The following is a 16,968-nucleotide window of genomic DNA, read 5'->3' as shown; positions in this document are numbered from 1 at the left end:
TGATCAATCGAGAGGCCGCGGCGTACTGGATCGCCCGGTCAAGCCGGGCGACGACACCGATTGTGAGGCGATAGCGCCGTAGCCCGCATGAGCGAAGCGATATGCGGGGTCGGTGCCCGCGGCATTCCCGGATGTCGCTGCGCTCATCCGGGCTACGCGCTCTCCCCGCCCGCCCTCAATACCCCCGCGCCCGCGCCAGCTGCTCGGTGTGGTAGTTCGCATCGCCGAACAATTCCTCGCACACCCGGGCGCGCTTCATGAAGAAGCCGATGTCGAACTGGTCGGTCATGCCCATGCCGCCATGCATCTGCACGCCTTCCTGCACCGCGCGCGTGGCGGTGGTGCCGGCGCGGGCCTTGGCCACGGCAACGGCCGAGGCAGCCTTGGCAACGTCGGCATCCAGCGCCTGCAGCGCCTTCATGGTGGCGGCGCGGGTGATCTCGATGTCGACATAGAGCTCGGCGGCGCGGTGCTGCAGCGCCTGGAATTCGCCGATCAGCTTGCCGAACTGCTTTCTATTCTTGAGATACTCGACGGTGCGGCCGAAGACCTCGTCGCTGAGGCCGACCATTTCGGCGGCGACCGCGCCGCGGCCGATGTCGAGCACGCCGTCGAGCAGGCTTGCTGCCTGATCGACCTCGCCGAGCACGCTGTCGGCGGTGACCTCGACATTGGCAAGCTCGATCCGCGCCGCGTTGTGCGCGTCGACCATGATGGTGCGCTCGACCGCAACGCCCTTGGCCTTGGGGTTCACCAGGAACAGCGTCAAGCCGTCGCGCTCGCCGGCCGAGCCCGCGGTGCGGGCGGCGACGATGAAGAGATCGGCGACATGACCATCGACCACCAGTGCCTTGGCGCCGGAAAGCTTGAAGCCGTTGCCGGCGCGCACGGCCTGCAGGCTGGTCTGCAGCGGGCGATGCTTGGCGCCCTCGTCGACCGCGAGCGCCGCAAGCAGCGAGCCGTTCGCAATCTTCGGCAGATATTCCGACTTCTGCGCGGCGTTGCCGCCGCGGTTCAGCGCGGAGGCCGCGACCACGCTGGTCGCGAGGAAGGGTGACGGCATCAAGGTGCGGCCGATCTCCTCCATCACGACGCCGGCCTCCATGAATCCGAGACCACTGCCGCCGAACTCTTCCGGCACGAGCAGGCCGGCAAAGCCCATCTCGGCGAAGGATTGCCACAGCTCCTTGGAGAAGCCGGTGGGATCCTTGGAGTCGCGCAAGTGACGCAGGTGCGACACCGGCGCCTTGTCGCTGATCAGCCCGCGCGCGGAGTCGCGGAGCATCGATTGTTCTTCGGTGAGGACGAGGGCCATGGTGCTTGGTTCCGATTCGAAATCTATTCTAGTTCGTCATTCCGGGATGGCCCGAAGGGCCAGGCCCGGAATCCATCAGGCGGCATTTCCGCGGTGAGATGGATTCCGGGCTCGCGCTACGCGCGCCCCGGAATGACGGGCGGTGAGAGCGTGGCTCACGCCCCCGGCAGATCCAGGATGCGCTTGGCAACGATGCCGAGCATGACCTCGGACGTGCCGCCCTCGATCGAGTTGGCCTTGGTGCGCAGCCAGGCGCGCGGGCGGGCGCCTTGCCTGGAGCGCTCGCTTTCCCATTCCAGCGCATCAACGCCGCCGGCCGACATCAGGATTTCGTAGCGGCGCTTGTTGAGCTCGGTGCCGTAATATTTCATTGCCGAGGAAAACGCCGGATGCGCCTGTCCCGCCTTGGCGAGATCGACCGCGCGCTCGGCGCAGGCCGCAAGCGCGGCCTCGTCGACGTCGAAGCTCGCGATTCTACCGCGCAGCATGGAATCGTCCAGCTTGCCTTGCGCATCGGTACCGACGGAGTCGGCGGCGATCTGGCCGAGCGGACGGCCGACGCCGCGCTCGCCCATGCCTGAGATCATCGCGCGCTCGTGCTGGAGCAGATATTTCGCGACGTCCCAGCCGCGGTTGACGGTGCCGACCACATGCGACTTCGGCACGCGGACGCCGTCGAAGAAGGTCTCGCAGAACGGCGAGTAACCGGAGATCAGCAGGATCGGCTTGGTCGAGACGCCCTTCGAGGTCATGTCGAACAGGATGAAGCTGATGCCGTCGTGCTTCTTGGCGGCGGGATCGGTGCGGACCAGGCAGAAGATCCAGTCGGCGTAGTTGGCGTAGGAGGTCCAGATCTTCGACCCCGTGATGAGGAAATCGTCACCGTCGCTTTCAGCGCGGGTCTGCAGCGAGGCGAGATCGGAGCCGGCGTTCGGCTCGGAATAGCCCTGGCACCAGCGAATCTCGCCCGCGGCGATCTTCGGCAGGTGCTCCTTCTTCTGGGCGTCGTTGCCGTATTTCAAAAGTGCCGGCCCAAGCATCCAGATGCCGAAGCTCGACAGCGGCGGACGCGCGCCCATCTTGGCCATTTCTGCGCGCAGCACCTTGTGCTCGGCGGCGCTGAGGCCACCGCCGCCATATTCCTTCGGCCAATCCGGCACGGTCCAGCCCTTGTCGCGCATGCGCTCGAACCAGATGCGCTGCGGCTCCGACGAGAACTTTGCGTTGCGCCCGCCCCAGAACACATCGGCGTCCGACGTCGCGGGCTTGCGCATCTCCGGCGGGCAGTTGGCTTCCAGCCAGGCACGAGTCTCGTTGCGGAATGTTTCGAGATGGGCCGTCTCAGAATCGCTGGTTGTAGAGTCAGTCATTGGTCGTTTCCATCAATCAAAATCGACTTGTTGGCGGCGACTCTGGGCCAAGCTCCTGCGGAATTCAACCACTTCCGCGGGGCCGCATTCGGCTATAGTCGCCGCCATGGCGGTGCTTGAAAACAAAGAGGAAACCAGAATGCGCCTGAAGCTTCTTTCGCCTGGCGAAATGAACGAGAGCCAGCGGCAGACCTATGACGAGTCGATCGCCGGCAAGCGCGGCAAGCCGCCGGCGCCGATGATGGCCTGGCTGAGCAGCCCGGAGATGGCGCGCCACGCCACGCGGCTCGGCGAGGTGCTGCGCTTCGACACGATATTCCCGGCAAAACTCTCGGAGATCGCGATCCTGGTGACCGCGCGGCACTGGACCGCGCATTACGAATGGTATGCGCATAAGCGCCTCGCGCTCGCTGGCGGCATGAAGCCTGAGATCATCGAGGCCATCCGCGACCGCCGCACGCCTGAGTTCGACGATCCCAAGGGGAAGATGATCTACGACGTCGCGAAGTCGCTGCACGAGGGCCACGGCGTCGAGAAGGGCTTGTACGACGAGGCGGTAAAGCTGCTCAGCGAACGCGGCGTCGTCGAGGTGATCGGGCTGTGCGGCTATTACACACTGGTGTCGATGACGCTGAACACGTTTGAGTTCGGGTTGCCCGAGGGCGAGGTGTCGGAACTCGCCTAGTTTCCCATTCGGAAACGATGGGTTTCGGGATCGACCCGTAGCGCGGTCCCGGGGCCGGCCTTATGTGGATGTTTTCAACGGAGCATTCCCATGTCGCAAAACCAGGCCGTCGCCGCCGGCACCCGGATCGGCCACGTCCATCTCAAGGTCGCCGATCTCGATCGCGCGCTCGGCTTCTATTGCGGCGTGCTCGGCTTCGAGCTGATGCAGCGCATGGGCTCGGGCGCGGCGTTCATCTCGGCCGGCGGCTATCATCACCACATCGGGCTCAACACCTGGGAGAGCAAGGGCGGCTCGCCGCCGCCGCCCGGCACGACCGGGCTGTTCCACACCGCGATCCTCTATCCGACGCGCCCCGCGCTGGCGGATGCGCTGCACCGGGTGCTCTCTGCCGGCATTGCACTGGATGGGGCGAGCGACCATGGCGTCAGCGAGGCGCTTTACTTGCGTGACCCGGATCAGAACGGTGTGGAGCTGTATTGGGACAAGCCGCGGGAGCAATGGCCGTTCGGGCCGGATGGGAAGCTGGCGATGTTCACCAAGCGGCTGGATGTGGAGGCGTTGTTGAGGCAGCGCGAGGGGTGATGGCGTATGGTGGGTTAGCCGAAGGCGTAACCCACCATGCCTCTGCGAATGCGGGACGAAGTTGGTGGATTACGCCTTCGGCTAATCCACCCTACGGGAGCTTCGCCCGCGGCTTACCGCGCACCATGATCAACGCAGCCGCCGCCACCTCCAGTGCGATGCAGAGATAGAACGGCAGCGTGTAGCCCCCGGACCAATCGCGCAAGGCCCCGACGACGCCGGGGCCGAACGCATACGTCACCTGGTTGATCGCGGTGTTCAGGCTGATCAGCACGCCAAACGAAGCGCTATCGAACTCCTGCTGCACGATCAGCGACGGCAGCGTGATGAGATTGCCGACCGAGAAGCCGAACACCGCGCACGCTGCGATCAGCACATATTCGTTGTGCAGGTTGATGACGACGAGGAGCGCGGCGACCTGGCTCAGGAACGAGATCGCGGAGGCCAGCCGCTGGTTGAGGCGGTCGATCACCAGCGAGAACAGCACGCGCCCGACCACCGCCATCGCGGTCAGCACCGCGACGGCAACCGCGGCACGCTCGCGGCCGATCACGGGATCGAGGAACGAGATCAGGTGCACGATGAAGCCGACCTGCGCGAACAGCACCAGCGCAAACGCAATGGTCACCGTGAGGAAGCCGACGTCGCGCAGCGCCCAGGCGCGGATCTCTGTCGACGATTGCGGCTTCGCTCTCGCCGCTGCCTGCCAGCCGTGAAGGTCGGGCGGACGGCCGACGAGAAACAGGATCACCGGCACGAGCAGCACCAGCATGGCACCGGCGGCGGCGTACATCGCACTGGCAAAGCCGACATGGCCGATCAGCGTCACCAGCAATGGCACACCGACGATGCCGCCGAAGCTCGCGCCGTTGAGCGCAAGGCTGATCGCCATGCCGCGCTTGTGGTCGAACCACAGGCTGATCGTGTTGGTGATCATGGCAAGGCTGGTGCCGGCCCAGCCGAAGGCGAGCACGGCGTCGGCGAGATAGAGCTGCCAGGGCTCGCGCACCGCGCCGATCGCGACCGCAGCGGCCGCCATCGCCAGTGTGCCGGCGATCAGGCTGAGCCGCGGACCGTATTTTCGCACGGCCTCGCCGACGAAGACGACCAGCAGCGCGCCGAACAAATAGAAGAAGGTCGTGCCCGAGGAGATCAGCGAGGTGGGCCAGCCCCGCGCGCGCTGCAGCTCGGCGACATAGACGCTCTGGCCGTAGAAGCCGAGGCCCCAGCCGAAGGTGGCGAGCAGGAAGCACACCGCGACGATGCGCCAGCCTTCGTAGCGGAGCGAGGATTCGTCGATTGGCGCGGTATGACGGGGGTTGTCGAGCATTTGCGCTTGTCCTTCGTTTCCCCCGCGAGCGCCGTGCGTCACGCCCGTCTGTTGATGACGAGCATCATGTAACAACCGTACTCCCGAAAATCACTTCGACGGCGATCGAAGCATCAACGCTGCTGACAGCCTCCCGCCAATTCACACCGCGTCCGGGAACTCACCCATGGCCGCCTCCAAGCGCGCCTTGCGGCGGCGGGCCCAGGACACCAGCGAGAGCACGGCAAGGCCGAGCACGACCGGCGGGAACACCACCATGTTCACCGCGGACCAGCCGTAATTGGCGAGCAACTGACCCGAGGAGAACGAGCCGATCGCCATCATGCCGAACACCAGGAAATCGTTGAAGGCCTGCACCTTGTTGCGCTCCTGCGGGCGGTGCGTCTCCAGCACCAAAGCAGAGGCGCCGATGAAGGAGAAGTTCCAGCCGACACCGAGCACGATCAGCGTGGCCCAGAAATGCATCGCCGTGAGGCCGGAGAGGCCGATGGTGGCGGCGCCCGCTTCCAGCAGCAATCCGGCGGCCACGATCTTCGGCGCGCCGAAGCGCGCGATCAGAGCGCCCGTGAAGAAGCTCGGCCCATACATGGCGACGATGTGCCATTGCAGGCCGAAATTGGAATCGGAGACGCTGAGGCCGCACAGCTTCATGGCGAGCGGCGCCGAGGTCATCACCAGGTTCATCATGGGATAGGCGATGACACCGCACAGCGCCGCCGCGATGAAGCGCGGCTGGGTCACGATGGTGAGCAGCGGCCGCCCGCCGTGCAGATCGGCCGGGGCGGGCCTCGGCATGTCGACGCCGGCGACGATGCCCATCGCGATCAGCGCCACAGCCGCCTGCACCAGGAAGCTGAAGGCGAACAGATAAGGCTGCCAGACATCCATGGTCCATTGCACGAGCTGCGGACCGAGCACGCCGGCGAACACGCCGCCCGCCATCACCCAGGACACCGCCTTGGGGCGATACGCAGCGCTGGCGCCGTCGGCGGCCGCGAAGCGATAGGACTGCGCCACCGCGCCGTAGAGGCCGCCAAGGAAGGTCGCCAGACAAAACAGCGCGAACGAGCCGTGCAGGATCGCGAACGAGCCGAGCAAGCCGGTGAGCGCACCGAGACCGGTGCCGGTGATGAAGGCGGCGCGGCGGCCGAAGCGGCGCGAGATCGCGCCGGTCGGCAGCGTGCCGGCGGCGAGCCCCACCACATACATCGAGATCGGCACCGTCGCGAACGACATGTCGGGTGCGAGCGTGGCGCCGACGATCGCGCCGGTGGCGAAAATGACCGCCGAGTTGGCGCCGGTCAGCGCCTGCGCGGCGGCAAGGCGCACCACATTGGCACGCACGCGGGCATCGGCGGCGATCTCATTGACAGCAGTTACGTCCAGCATCGGCACTTCCGCCCCAAGGGGCTCTTGAGGCTTTCGAGGGCCTTGTTGATTCCCGCCACTATGGAGGGGCGCGGAGGAGGGGGCAACCGACGCAAACGGGCGCGGGCCATGCCTCTGACGCAATCAGTGCGATGATAGCGGCGCGCGCCCTTGACGGCTTGCGCTCGATCAAATCCTATCCGCCGCGATTTTACGGAGTTTCGTTCATGTCCGTCGACGACAGGCCCACGCTCAGCGCTCCCGACGACGATCCCTGGCTGTGGCTGGAGGAGATCGAGGGCAGGCAGGCGCTCGATTTCGTGGAGCGGCAGAACAGCCTGACGCTTCAGGCGTTCGGCGGAGCGGCATTCGAACGCGACCGCGACATTCTCGCGGGAATCTACGACCGGCCCGACAACATTCCCTATGTCAGCCGCCGCGGCACCGACCTGCACAATCTCTGGAAGGACGCCGCCAACCCGCGCGGCCTGTGGCGGCGGACTTCGCTGGCGGAGTTTCGCAAAGCCGAACCAGTGTGGGAGACCATGCTGGATATCGACCAGCTCGCGGCAAAGGAAGGCGAGGACTGGCTGCTGAGCTCCATCACCACGATGCCGGGAAGCGCGCGCGCCATTCTGAGCCTGTCGCGCGGCGGCAGCGACGCCGTCACCCTGCGGGAGTTCGACCTCGACACCAGGAGCTTCGTTGCCGATGGCTTTACGCTGCCGGAGGCCAAGGGCGGCGTCGATTGGCTCGATGCCGACACGCTGCTGCTGTCGAGCGCCCATGGCGAGGGCATGGCGACGAGCTCGGGCTATGCGCGCACGGTTCGCCTGTGGCGGCGTGGTCAAAAGGTCGAACAAGCATCGGTGCTGTTCGAGGCCTCGGCGAGCGACATGGCCGCGTATTGCTACGTCGATCGCATCACCTCGAACCGGACGATATGGTTCGGCCGCATGCTGGATTTCTTCAACTTCAGCGTCTCGATCGGCGACGAGACCGGTCCGCTCGCAAAGCTCGACCTCCCGACCAACATAGAACTCCAAGCCCATGGCGACTGGCTCGCGATCAAACCGCGCGTGGATTGGTCCGCGGCCGGACGGACGTACAAGGCGGATGCGGTGCTCGGCATCTCGCTCCCGGCTTTCCTCGCCGGCGACCGCGAGTTCAAGGTGCTGTTCGAGCCGGCGCCGCGCCGGGCGGTCCAGGGCTTCTTCTGGGCGGCGGGCAGACTGGTCCTCTCGATCCTCGACGAGCTCAGGCCGCGTTTCGAAATCTGCACGCCATCCGCCGCGGGCTGGAGCCGCGAGACGCTTCCCGGCCTGCCGCAGATCGGCGTCGTCGACGTCTGGGCACTGGATCGGCACGCCTCCGAAAGCAACGGCGACCTGCTCGCCAATGTGCAGGACCCGCTCACGCCGCCCTCGATGCTGCTGATCCAGCGCGGCGTCGCAAGCCCGACCGTCTTGAAGCAGGCGCCGAAGACATTCACCGCCGACGGTCTCGTGGTGACGCAGCACGAGGCAATCTCGGTTGACGGCGAGCGCATCCCCTATGTGCAGACCGGTCCCGCCGGCGAGACCGGCGATGCGCCGGTCTATATGAGCGCCTATGGCGGCTTCGCCGTCTCCGTAAAGCCGTATTACAACGCCTCGCTCGGCAAGCTGTGGCTGGAGCGCGGCGGCACCACCGTGCAGGCGAATTTGCGCGGCGGCGGCGAGTTCGGCACGCGCTGGCACGATGCCGGGCGCCTCGCCGGAAAGAAGCTCTCGCATGACGATTTCGCGGCCGTCGCCGCCGACCTCGTCCGCCGCGGCGTGACGAGCGCGAAGCGCATCGCAGCGCAGGGCGGCTCCAACGGCGGCATCCTCATCACCAACATGCTGGTGCGCTATCCCGAACGCTTCGGCGCGCTGTTCTGCACCATCCCGCTGATCGACATGCGCCGCTACACAAAGCTGCTCGCCGGCGCGAGCTGGATCGCGGAATATGGCGATCCTGACAAGGCGGAGGAGTGGGAATGGCTGAAGACCTACTCCGCCTATCACAACGTCAGGGACGGCCAGCCCTATCCGCCGATCCTGATCGCGACGACGCGGCGTGACGACCGCGTCCATCCCGGCCATGCCCGCAAGATGGCGGCGAAGCTTCAGGCGATGGGCTATGAGGCCTGGTTCTACGAGCCGGCCGCAGGCGGCCATGGCTACGGCAAGGACAACAAGGAGCGCGCTGGTTTTGAGGTGCTCGGCTTCCGGTTCTTGAAGGACAAGATCGGATGGAAGGACGGTGAAGGCTGAAGGGGCGAACATGCAATTCATTGCGTCCGGTCGCGCCAGGCTCGCGACCGAGATCGTGGGCGACGGCACCGCTGTTGTCTTTCTTCATGCCAATGTGTGCGACCGGCGCATGTGGCGCGCCCAGTTGGATGCGATCGGCGCCACCCACAAGGCAGTCGCTTATGACCGGCGCGGGTTCGGCGAAACACGGGCCGAGCCGGAGGACTTTTCCGCACTGTCGGACCTGATGGCGGTGCTGGAGGCGACCGCAGGCGGCAAGCCCGCAATTCTCGTTGGCTGCTCCCTCGGCGGCCGTATCGCACTCGATGCCGCCCTCCGTCACAAGCCGCGCGTTCGCGCCCTCGTCCTGATCGCCCCCAATGTCGCCGGCGCGCCCGATCCGACCTACACGCCCGACATCGCAAGAGTGATGGCGCAGTCGAAAGAGGCCGAGGCGTCCGGCGATCTCGATCGGTTGAACGCGTTGAAGGCGCGCCTCCTGCTGGATGGAGCGCTGGCGGGCGAAGGTCGCGTCACAGGGCCTACGCGCGATCTGTTCCTCGACATGAACGGCATCGCGCTTCGCTCGCCGCCGTTCGGAACGGATGTCGACATTCGGCCCTTCTTCGACCGGCTCGGCGACGTCGCGGCGCCAACCCTCGTGGCCTGGGGCGACCTCGACTTGCCCTATGTTCAGGACCGCAGCCGTCACGTTGCGGCGGTCGTGCCGGGCGCGGAGAAGCGGGAAATGGCGGGCGTAGCGCATCTGCCGAGCCTGGAGCGCCCGGCAGAAGTGACAAGTCTCATTTCCGAATTCGTCGCCCGATTCGCATGAGCAGGTAGGCAAGCCAAAGGCTATCGCAGAAAGCTGCTTGGAGGCGGCCAGAGCAAGCGCCTCGTCCTTCGAGACGACCGCTCCGCGGTCTCCTCAGGATGAGGCTAAGCAGCATTGGCCCCGTTGAAATTACAACCGCGCACTCCGCCCTCATCCTGAGGGCCCGCCACCGGCGGGCGTCTCGAAGGATGGGCTGCGGGCGAGCTATCCGCCACGCTCCTTCATATGCGAGTACCCTCCCTCGCAAGCGGAGAAGGAGCGCACTGCCGTCGCGGCTTAGCGCGAAAACACCAGCGTCAGATTGTTCGCGGGCATCTCGATCGTGTCGACAAGGCGGAGGCCCGCCGCCTTCGCCAGCTTCTCGACATCGACGACGTCGCGGACGCCCCAGTCGGGATTGCCCTCGCGCAACGAGGTGTCGAACACGGCATTGCTGAGCGCAGTGTGCTTGCCGTCGCGCTTGAACGGGCCATAGAGGAACAGCTTGCCATCGGCGCGCAAATAGCGGCCGGCGCCGGCGAACAGGCCTTCGGCCACGGTCCAGGGCGCGATGTGGATGACATTGGCGCAGAACACGGCGGCGAGGCTGGTCGGCCCCTGCCCGCTCTTCATCTCCGGACACCAGTCGGGATCGGTGAGATCGATCCGCAACGGCGAGCGGATGTTCTGCAGGCCCGAATGCACGCGCCAGGCCTCGATGCTCTTCACGTGCCGCTGGTTGAGATCGCTCGGCCACCAGATCAGGCCGGGCGTATGGCGAGCGAAATGGACCACGTGCTGGCCGGTTCCGCTGCCGACCTCGACCACGTTGCCGGTCAGCCCCGCCAGATGCTTCTCCAGCGCCGCCCAGATCGGCTCGTGATTGCGATGGAAGGCCGGCGCATCGAGACGACCGTCCGGCTCGACCCGTCCGCCGTCCCTGCCAAATTCGACGACATATTCAGCCAAGTGAGGTCCCCTTGAAAAAACGAGAACGCGATGAAAACAGGATGAGCGCCCAAACGCCCTGGAAACAGCCGGCCCGCGCCCATTGCCCTAAAGTCTTGAGGCCAAATCGACCGAACAAATAAGCTCTTCAGTTGCAATGCGGAAGATATTAACTCCAATTTGCCGCGTGCATAGTCTTGATTGTCAGCGACCGCCCTTTGTGCTTTGGAACGCTTCTATTGCCGCGATCGAGACCATCGCCATAACGCCTCGGAATGACGCCTTGACCGCCCTTTTCCGGATGCCTGTCCTGTTCCTCCTGCTGGCCATCGCCGCCGGCCTCGCCAGCCCGGCACGAGCACAATCCGCCGTGACCGACGGCCAGAAGCTCGCCTTCGACCGCGGCAAGGGCAATTGCCTGACCTGCCATGTCATCAAAGGCGGCGACCTGCCGGGAACGATCGGCCCGGAACTGAAGGACATCAAGTCAAAATACCCTGATCGCAACGAGCTGGTGGCGATCATCTTCGACGAGACCAAGCGCAATCCCCAGACCATGATGCCGCCGTTCGGCCGGAACCGGATTTTGACCGAACAGGAGATCAGCGCGATCGTTGATTTCCTGCAGACGCTGTAACGGCGGGCCCAGGAGACCTGAGATGACCACCACCACCGGCCCTCATCCGACGCGGCGCCTGATCCTTCAGGGCGCAGCCTCGGTCACACTGCTCGGCCTCGGCAATCTGCCGTTCGGCGCCATTTCTGCGCTCGCGGCGGCGAACGACAAATATCCGGACGAGGCGTTCAAGCAGAAGAACGAGGCGGACGCGATCAAGGCGCTCTACGGCAAGACGGCCGAGCCCTCCGACAAGATCAAGCTGGATGCGCCCGAGATTGCCGAGAACGGCGGCGTGGTGCCGATCTCGGTGACGACGACGCTCGACAAGGTGACCACGATCTCGTTCTTCGTCGCCGAGAACCCGTTCGCGCTCGCAGCAAGCTACAGGATTCCGGACGGCACGATGCCTGGTGTCGCCAATCGCCTGAAGATGGCGAAGACCACCAATGTGACCGCGATCGTGGAAGCCGACGGCAAGCTCTACAGCGCGACCAAAGAGGTCAAGGTCACCGTCGGCGGCTGCGGCGGCTAAGGAGAACGGAGATGGCATCCAGCATTCGCGTACGCGCCACCGCCAACGGCGACATCACCGAGGTGCAGGCGCTGATCCAGCACCCCATGGACACCGGCCTGGTCAAGGATTCCAAGGGCGAACTGATCCCGGCGCATTTCATCCAGCAGCTGAAGTTCGAATGTAACGGCAAGGACGTGTTCGTCGCCGATTGGGGCACCGCGGTCTCCAAGGACCCCTATGTCAAGTTCAGCTTCAAGGGCGCCAAGAAGGGCGACGAACTCAAGATCACCTGGACCGACAACAAGGGCGGCTCGGACACGACCACCGCGAAGATCGCGTGATGAAGGCCCGCATCCACCTCCTGCTTGGCTCGCTCAGCGCCGCGCTGGTCGCGTTCGCCCTGACCTCTCCGCGCGTGGTCGCGGCCGACAAGGTCGATCCCGTCACTGACGCCAAGGCGTTCCAGAACTTCTTCTTCCAGAAGTTTCCGAACGTGAAGCACGAGGATTTCGTCAACGGTCCTTATTCCATGAACGAGGACATGAAGCGGCAGTGGCAGGAGAAGGAGGAATTCCCGCCTTACGAGTTCGCGCTCGACGCCGGCAAGGAGATGTTTTCGACCCCGTTCAAGAACGGCAAGACCTATGCCGACTGCTTTCCGAACGGCGGCATCGGCATCCGCCAGAACTATCCCTATTTCGACGAGAAGGAAGGCAAGGTCGTCACGCTGGAGCTCGCGCTCAACCGCTGCCGCGAGGCCAATGGCGAGGCGCCCTATTCCTACGTCAAGGACGAGATGGCCTCGCTGACCGCCTATATGGCCTACACCTCGCGCGGCAAGCTGATGGACATCAAGATCCCCGATGATCCCCGCGCGCTCGCGGCGTTCGAGAACGGCAAGCGCTATTTCTACACGCGGCGCGGCCAGATGAATTTCTCCTGCGCGAGCTGCCATGTGCAGAGCCCGGGCGAGCGCATCCGCGCCGAGATCCTGGCGCCGGCGCTCGGCATTCTGAACGCGATGCCGATCTACCGCTCCGAATGGAGCGGCATGGGCACGACCAGCCGCCGCTTCGTCACCTGCAACAGCCAGACCCGCGCGGTTCCGCTGGAGCCGCAGGCAGATGAATATCGCGACGTCGAATATTTCCTCTCCTACGTCGCCAACGGCCTGCCGATCTCGGGCCCGGGAGCGCGGCCATGAAGCGGTCATTTGCTCTCGCCATACTGCTCGCCCTGAGCCTTGCGCCATCCGCGCGCGCGGCAAATGAGGCGGATTACAAGGCGGCCTATGCCGCCGCCGAAGCCGCCTCCAAGGAGGCAGCCGGCATGCGTAACCAGTGGACCGTGACCGTTTCCGCGCTGGCGGCCGCCAAGAGGGCCGCAGATGGCGGCGATTTCGACCGCGCGCTGGCCGCAGCCAAGGAGGCCGAAGCGCTGGCAAAGGCGTCGATCTTCCAGGCGACCTCTGAAAAAGAGGCCTGGAAGGCGATGGAAATCCGCTAGACTGGGCCTGTTGGAACTGTCGGACCGTCGTTGAAGGGGCGCGGAGAATTCGAGATGGCTTTCCGCCGCCGCGATTTCCTGAAGACTGCAGGCCTTGCCGCCGCATCGCTCAGCCTGCCCCGGCTTGCGCGCGGCACCGAGACCGCGAGCATTTACGAGCTCGAACGGTTCGGCAATGCGCGGATCCTGCACATCACCGACGCGCATGCGCAGCTCAATCCGGTCTATTTCCGCGAGCCGAGCGTCAATATCGGCATCGGCGAGATGGCGGGACGGCCGCCGCATCTGGTCGGACGCGCCTTCCTCGAGCGATTTGGCATCCGCCCCGATAGCGCCGACGCCTACGCCTTCACCTGCTTCGAGTTCGAGAAGTCCGCGGCCCGCTTCGGCAAGCTCGGCGGCTTTGCCCATCTGAAGACGCTGGTCGATCGCCTGCGCGGCGATGTCGGCGAGAAAGATTCCATGCTCGTCGACGGCGGCGACCTCTGGCAGGGCACCGGGCTTGCCAATGTCATGCAGGGCCGCGACATGGTGGAGGTCGCCAATCTGCTCGGCATCGAGGCGATGACCGGGCATTGGGAATTCACCTATGGCGAGCAGGTGCTGCGCGACAATCTCGAGCGCTTCAAGGGCGAGTTCCTGGCGCAGAACGTGTTCCTGACCGAGGAGGCCGCGTTCAACGACGCCCGCGCCTTCGACCCCGCGACCGGGCGCGTGTTCAAGCCCTCTGTCATCAAGGAGCTCGGCGGTCATCGCGTCGCGATCGTCGGCCAGGCCTTTCCTTACGTTCCGATCGCGCATCCCAAACGCTTCACGCCGGACTGGACCTTCGGCATCCGCGAGGAAGAGCTGCAGAAGCACGTCGACGCCCTGCGCGGCACCGACAAGGTCGATGCCGTCATCCTGCTGTCGCACAACGGCATGGACGTCGACCTCAAGCTCGCCAGCCGCATCACCGGCATCGACGTCATCCTCGGCGGCCACACCCATGATGCCGTGCCGCAGCCGATCGCCGTGAAGAACGCCGGCGGCACGACACTCGTCACCAATGCCGGCTCCAACGGCAAATTCCTGGGCGTGCTCGATCTCGCGCTCGACAAGGGCAAGCTCAGCGACGTCCGCTATCATCTGCTGCCGGTCTATTCGGAGCTCCTGAAGCCCGATCCGGCGATGGCCGAGCTGATCGGACGGGTCCGCGCACCGCATGTCGCCGACTGGTCCGAGAAGATCGCGACACCCGACCGCCTGCTCTATCGCCGCGGCAATTTCACCGGGCCCATGGACGAGCTGATCTGCACCGCGCTGCGCACCGAGCTCGACGCCGAGATCGCGTTGTCGCCGGGCTTCCGCTGGGGCGTCACCGCGCTGTCGGGCCAGGCGCTGACCATGGAGGACCTGCTCGCGGAAACCGCGATCACCTATCCCGAAACTTACGTGCAGGAAATGACCGGCGCAGAGATCAAGACCGTGCTGGAAGACGTCTGCGACAATCTCTTCAACGCCGACCCCTACTATCAGCAGGGCGGCGACATGGTGCGCGCCGGCGGGCTCAGCTACACCTGCACGCCGACGGATGCGATCGGCAGCCGCATCTCGGAGCTGAGGCTCGATGGCGGCAAGGCGATCAGCGCCAACCATCGCTACAAGGTCGCGGGCTGGGCCTCGGTCAACGGCCGGCAGGGCGCTCCGGTGTGGGACGTCGTCGGCAAATATCTGCGCTCGGGCCGGATGCTTCAGGAGCGGCTCGGCACCGGCATCGCGCTGAAGGGCGTCGACGGCAACCCGGGCATTGCGGGATAGGGATGATGGGGTTGCGGATGTTTCGCACGATGCTGCTGGCGCTGCTGGCCTGGGCAACGATGTCGCCCGCTTCGGCACAGCCGGTACCGCTTCAGGACAAGCCATTCGCCGAGCACAAGATCGTGCTGCAGCTCTCCGACGGCGATGCGAGGAAGCAGGCGCTGGTGCTGAGCGTCGCCAACAATCTGCTGAAGGCCTATGACCCCGACAAGGTCGCGATCGAGGTGGTGGCGTTCGGTCCCGGCATCGACTTGCTGCTCGCAGGCAGCGAGCGCCGCAAGCAGGTCGAAAGCCTGATCGCCCAGGGGGTGCGCTTCGACATCTGCCTCAACACGGTCGACACGCTCGAGCGCGAGACGGGCAAGCGGCCGGAGTTCATCCCGGCGGCGACGCCGGTGCAGGTCGGGGTCGGGCAGATCCTGTTCCTGGCGGAGAACGGCTACACGGTGGTGCGGCCGTAGTCTGAGCCACACCCTCCGCTGTCGTCCCGGCGCAGGCCGGGACCCATACTGCGTGATCTTTCGAGAGAGGCGGTGGCAGTACCGAACGACTAATCTTCGCCAAACTCCTCCCTGGGAGTATGGGTCCCGCCCTTCGCCGGGACGACACCGAATTTGGGGCACTCGTCCCTGCCCTCATCCGCAATAAAAATCTTCTAAATTTTCTTGTTTACACAGTGAATTGCTTCTCTTCCTAGCCCGGAACATAGTAGAATCTTGGAAGTCAGTTCCAAGCCGGGTCCTGCCATGATCTTCCGCCAGCTCTTCGACAGCGTTTCGGGCACCTACAGCTATGTCCTCGCCAGCCGCCCCGGCGGCGAGGCGCTGATCCTCGATCCCGTGCTGGAGAAGGTCGACCGCTACTGCCAGCTGCTGCGCGAGCTCGACCTCAAGCTGGTGAAAGCGGTCGACACCCATCTGCATGCCGACCACGTCACCGGGCTCGGCGAGCTGCGCGACCGCACCCATTGCATGACCGTGATGGGCGATCAGACCAAGGCCGACGTGGTGGCGATGCGGGTCGCGGACGGCGACAAGGTGACGATCGAGGGGCTTTCGCTCGACGTGATGTACACGCCGGGCCACACCGACGATTCCTATTCCTACCTGATGGGCGACCGCGTCTTCACCGGCGACACGCTGCTGATCCGCGGTACCGGCCGCACCGATTTCCAGAACGGTTCTTCACGCGCGCAATACGATTCGATCTTCAACCGCCTCTTGAAGCTGCCGGACGAGACGATGGTGTTTCCGGCCCATGACTACAAGGGCGACACCGTCTCCACCATCGGCGAGGAGAAGCGCTACAATCCGCGGCTCCAGGTGCGCTCGGTCGACGAATATATCGAGCTGATGGCGAATTTGAAGCTGCCCAATCCGAAGATGATGGACGTGGCGGTGCCCGCCAACATGCGGGTCGGCCTGCATCAGGAAGAGCTGGAGAAAGAAGGCCGCGCACTCAGTGCGAGCGAGGCGATCCGCTCGCTTCACCGACCCGATATCCTGCTGGTCGATCTACGCGAGACCAACGAGCGGATGAAGCACGGCATGCTCGAAGGCGCGCTGCACACGCCCTATCCCTCCGTCGAGGAGAGCCTGAAGCCCGGCGGCATGCTGCGCGAGGTCGCGGCCGCCACGGGGCGCCGCGTCGTGTTCTTCTGCGCCTTCGGCGAGCGCTCGGCGATGGCGGTCGCGGCTGCAAAGGACGCGGGCCTGCTCAACACCGCCCATATCGCCGGCGGCATCGATGCCTGGAAGAAGGCGGGCGGGCCGATCGTGCACTGACGGCCTCGCTGCCCCTTGAGATAAGTCAGGCCCCGCACATATTTGGCGGGTAGA

17 protein-coding genes are annotated in these 16,968 nt (G+C 65.2%); 12 read left to right on the top strand and 5 right to left on the bottom strand.

The annotated features are described in order from the left end of the window. Positions 1–175: 175 nt before the first annotated feature. Together JQ603_RS15265 and JQ603_RS15260 are read right to left on the bottom strand one after the other, a co-directional pair. A complete protein-coding gene (locus JQ603_RS15265; RefSeq protein WP_212340644.1) occupies positions 176–1,315 on the bottom strand; it encodes an acyl-CoA dehydrogenase family protein in 1,140 nt (379 codons plus the stop codon). Positions 1,316–1,470: 155 nt separating this feature from the next. Then, positions 1,471–2,685, bottom strand: coding sequence for an acyl-CoA dehydrogenase family protein (locus JQ603_RS15260; protein ID WP_212340642.1), 1,215 nt, complete (start codon positions 2,683–2,685; stop codon positions 1,471–1,473). A 139-nt stretch (positions 2,686–2,824) separates the two neighbouring features. Between JQ603_RS15260 and JQ603_RS15255 the strand changes: the two genes are divergently transcribed. Next, positions 2,825–3,370 carry a carboxymuconolactone decarboxylase family protein gene (locus tag JQ603_RS15255; RefSeq protein ID WP_212340639.1) on the top strand — a complete coding sequence of 182 codons (546 nt, stop codon included), beginning with the start codon at positions 2,825–2,827 and terminating at the stop codon, positions 3,368–3,370. Positions 3,371–3,460: 90 nt separating this feature from the next. Continuing rightward, positions 3,461–3,955 carry a VOC family protein gene (locus JQ603_RS15250; protein ID WP_212340637.1) on the top strand — a complete coding sequence of 165 codons (495 nt, stop codon included), beginning with the start codon at positions 3,461–3,463 and terminating at the stop codon, positions 3,953–3,955. A gap of 91 nt (positions 3,956–4,046) precedes the next feature. Here JQ603_RS15250 and JQ603_RS15245 read toward each other — a convergent pair whose 3' ends face one another. After that, positions 4,047–5,285 carry an MFS transporter gene (locus tag JQ603_RS15245; RefSeq protein ID WP_212340633.1) on the bottom strand — a complete coding sequence of 413 codons (1,239 nt, stop codon included), beginning with the start codon at positions 5,283–5,285 and terminating at the stop codon, positions 4,047–4,049. Between the two features lie 141 nt (positions 5,286–5,426). After that, entirely contained in the window at positions 5,427–6,674 is a 1,248-nt protein-coding gene (locus tag JQ603_RS15240; RefSeq protein ID WP_212340632.1) for an MFS transporter, read from the bottom strand. 206 nt (positions 6,675–6,880) lie between these two features. On the opposite strand from JQ603_RS15240, the gene JQ603_RS15235 reads away from it, so the two are divergent. Then, on the top strand, positions 6,881–8,950 hold the full coding sequence (locus JQ603_RS15235; protein ID WP_212340631.1) for a prolyl oligopeptidase family serine peptidase: 2,070 nt from the start codon (positions 6,881–6,883) through the stop codon (positions 8,948–8,950). Between the two features lie 10 nt (positions 8,951–8,960). Then, positions 8,961–9,764 (top strand): alpha/beta fold hydrolase, encoded by an 804-nt coding sequence (locus tag JQ603_RS15230; RefSeq protein WP_212340630.1) that lies wholly within the window; start codon positions 8,961–8,963, stop codon positions 9,762–9,764. 276 nt (positions 9,765–10,040) lie between these two features. Here the strand turns inward: JQ603_RS15230 and JQ603_RS15225 are convergent, their stop codons facing one another. Further along, positions 10,041–10,712: a DUF938 domain-containing protein gene (locus tag JQ603_RS15225; protein WP_212340624.1), complete on the bottom strand. Its 672-nt coding sequence runs from the start codon at positions 10,710–10,712 to the stop codon at positions 10,041–10,043. A 262-nt stretch (positions 10,713–10,974) separates the two neighbouring features. On the opposite strand from JQ603_RS15225, the gene soxX reads away from it, so the two are divergent. The 8 genes from soxX to JQ603_RS15185 all read left to right on the top strand — a co-directional run bounded on the left by soxX (position 10,975) and on the right by JQ603_RS15185 (position 16,914). Next, complete coding sequence (gene soxX / locus JQ603_RS15220; RefSeq protein ID WP_212341523.1) at positions 10,975–11,328, top strand: sulfur oxidation c-type cytochrome SoxX; 354 nt, start codon at positions 10,975–10,977, stop codon at positions 11,326–11,328. Between the two features lie 22 nt (positions 11,329–11,350). Continuing rightward, positions 11,351–11,842, top strand: a complete 492-nt coding sequence (gene soxY, locus JQ603_RS15215) for a thiosulfate oxidation carrier protein SoxY (RefSeq protein WP_212340622.1) — start codon at positions 11,351–11,353, stop codon at positions 11,840–11,842. 11 nt (positions 11,843–11,853) lie between these two features. Next, positions 11,854–12,165, top strand: a complete 312-nt coding sequence (gene soxZ, locus JQ603_RS15210) for a thiosulfate oxidation carrier complex protein SoxZ (RefSeq protein WP_212340620.1) — start codon at positions 11,854–11,856, stop codon at positions 12,163–12,165. Beyond that, complete coding sequence (gene soxA / locus JQ603_RS15205; protein WP_212340618.1) at positions 12,165–13,028, top strand: sulfur oxidation c-type cytochrome SoxA; 864 nt, start codon at positions 12,165–12,167, stop codon at positions 13,026–13,028. The genes soxZ and soxA overlap by 1 nt, the downstream gene beginning before the upstream one ends. Next, on the top strand, positions 13,025–13,330 hold the full coding sequence (locus JQ603_RS15200; protein WP_212340611.1) for a hypothetical protein: 306 nt from the start codon (positions 13,025–13,027) through the stop codon (positions 13,328–13,330). Before soxA ends, JQ603_RS15200 begins: the two co-directional genes overlap by 4 nt. 54 nt (positions 13,331–13,384) lie before the next feature. Then, positions 13,385–15,130 carry a thiosulfohydrolase SoxB gene (gene soxB, locus JQ603_RS15195; RefSeq protein ID WP_212340609.1) on the top strand — a complete coding sequence of 582 codons (1,746 nt, stop codon included), beginning with the start codon at positions 13,385–13,387 and terminating at the stop codon, positions 15,128–15,130. Positions 15,131–15,147: 17 nt separating this feature from the next. Further along, positions 15,148–15,591 carry a hypothetical protein gene (locus JQ603_RS15190; protein WP_245003632.1) on the top strand — a complete coding sequence of 148 codons (444 nt, stop codon included), beginning with the start codon at positions 15,148–15,150 and terminating at the stop codon, positions 15,589–15,591. A 285-nt stretch (positions 15,592–15,876) separates the two neighbouring features. After that, a complete protein-coding gene (locus JQ603_RS15185) occupies positions 15,877–16,914 on the top strand; it encodes an MBL fold metallo-hydrolase (RefSeq protein ID WP_212341522.1) in 1,038 nt (345 codons plus the stop codon). Positions 16,915–16,968 lie beyond the last annotated feature (54 nt).

Origin of the sequence: Bradyrhizobium liaoningense (assembly GCF_018130825.1) — a bacterium.
Classification (GTDB): Bacteria; Pseudomonadota; Alphaproteobacteria; order Rhizobiales; family Xanthobacteraceae; genus Bradyrhizobium; species Bradyrhizobium liaoningense_B.
This window is presented reverse-complemented; position numbering and strand designations above follow the sequence as displayed.

Excerpts from the sequence above, each read along its gene's own strand:
- JQ603_RS15200 (WP_212340611.1), top strand. The coding sequence starts at position 13,025 with ATGAAGCGGTCATTTGCTCTCGCCATACTGCTCGCCCTGAGCCTTGCG.
- JQ603_RS15185 (WP_212341522.1), top strand. The coding sequence starts at position 15,877 with ATGATCTTCCGCCAGCTCTTCGACAGCGTTTCGGGCACCTACAGCTAT.
- JQ603_RS15235 (WP_212340631.1), top strand. The coding sequence starts at position 6,881 with ATGTCCGTCGACGACAGGCCCACGCTCAGCGCTCCCGACGACGATCCC.
- JQ603_RS15245 (WP_212340633.1), bottom strand. The coding sequence starts at position 5,285 with ATGCTCGACAACCCCCGTCATACCGCGCCAATCGACGAATCCTCGCTC.
- soxY (WP_212340622.1), top strand. The coding sequence starts at position 11,351 with ATGACCACCACCACCGGCCCTCATCCGACGCGGCGCCTGATCCTTCAG.
- JQ603_RS15230 (WP_212340630.1), top strand. The coding sequence starts at position 8,961 with ATGCAATTCATTGCGTCCGGTCGCGCCAGGCTCGCGACCGAGATCGTG.
- soxZ (WP_212340620.1), top strand. The coding sequence starts at position 11,854 with ATGGCATCCAGCATTCGCGTACGCGCCACCGCCAACGGCGACATCACC.
- JQ603_RS15260 (WP_212340642.1), bottom strand. The coding sequence starts at position 2,685 with ATGACTGACTCTACAACCAGCGATTCTGAGACGGCCCATCTCGAAACA.
- JQ603_RS15240 (WP_212340632.1), bottom strand. The coding sequence starts at position 6,674 with ATGCTGGACGTAACTGCTGTCAATGAGATCGCCGCCGATGCCCGCGTG.
- soxA (WP_212340618.1), top strand. The coding sequence starts at position 12,165 with ATGAAGGCCCGCATCCACCTCCTGCTTGGCTCGCTCAGCGCCGCGCTG.
- JQ603_RS15250 (WP_212340637.1), top strand. The coding sequence starts at position 3,461 with ATGTCGCAAAACCAGGCCGTCGCCGCCGGCACCCGGATCGGCCACGTC.
- JQ603_RS15265 (WP_212340644.1), bottom strand. The coding sequence starts at position 1,315 with ATGGCCCTCGTCCTCACCGAAGAACAATCGATGCTCCGCGACTCCGCG.
- soxB (WP_212340609.1), top strand. The coding sequence starts at position 13,385 with ATGGCTTTCCGCCGCCGCGATTTCCTGAAGACTGCAGGCCTTGCCGCC.
- JQ603_RS15190 (WP_245003632.1), top strand. The coding sequence starts at position 15,148 with ATGTTTCGCACGATGCTGCTGGCGCTGCTGGCCTGGGCAACGATGTCG.
- JQ603_RS15255 (WP_212340639.1), top strand. The coding sequence starts at position 2,825 with ATGCGCCTGAAGCTTCTTTCGCCTGGCGAAATGAACGAGAGCCAGCGG.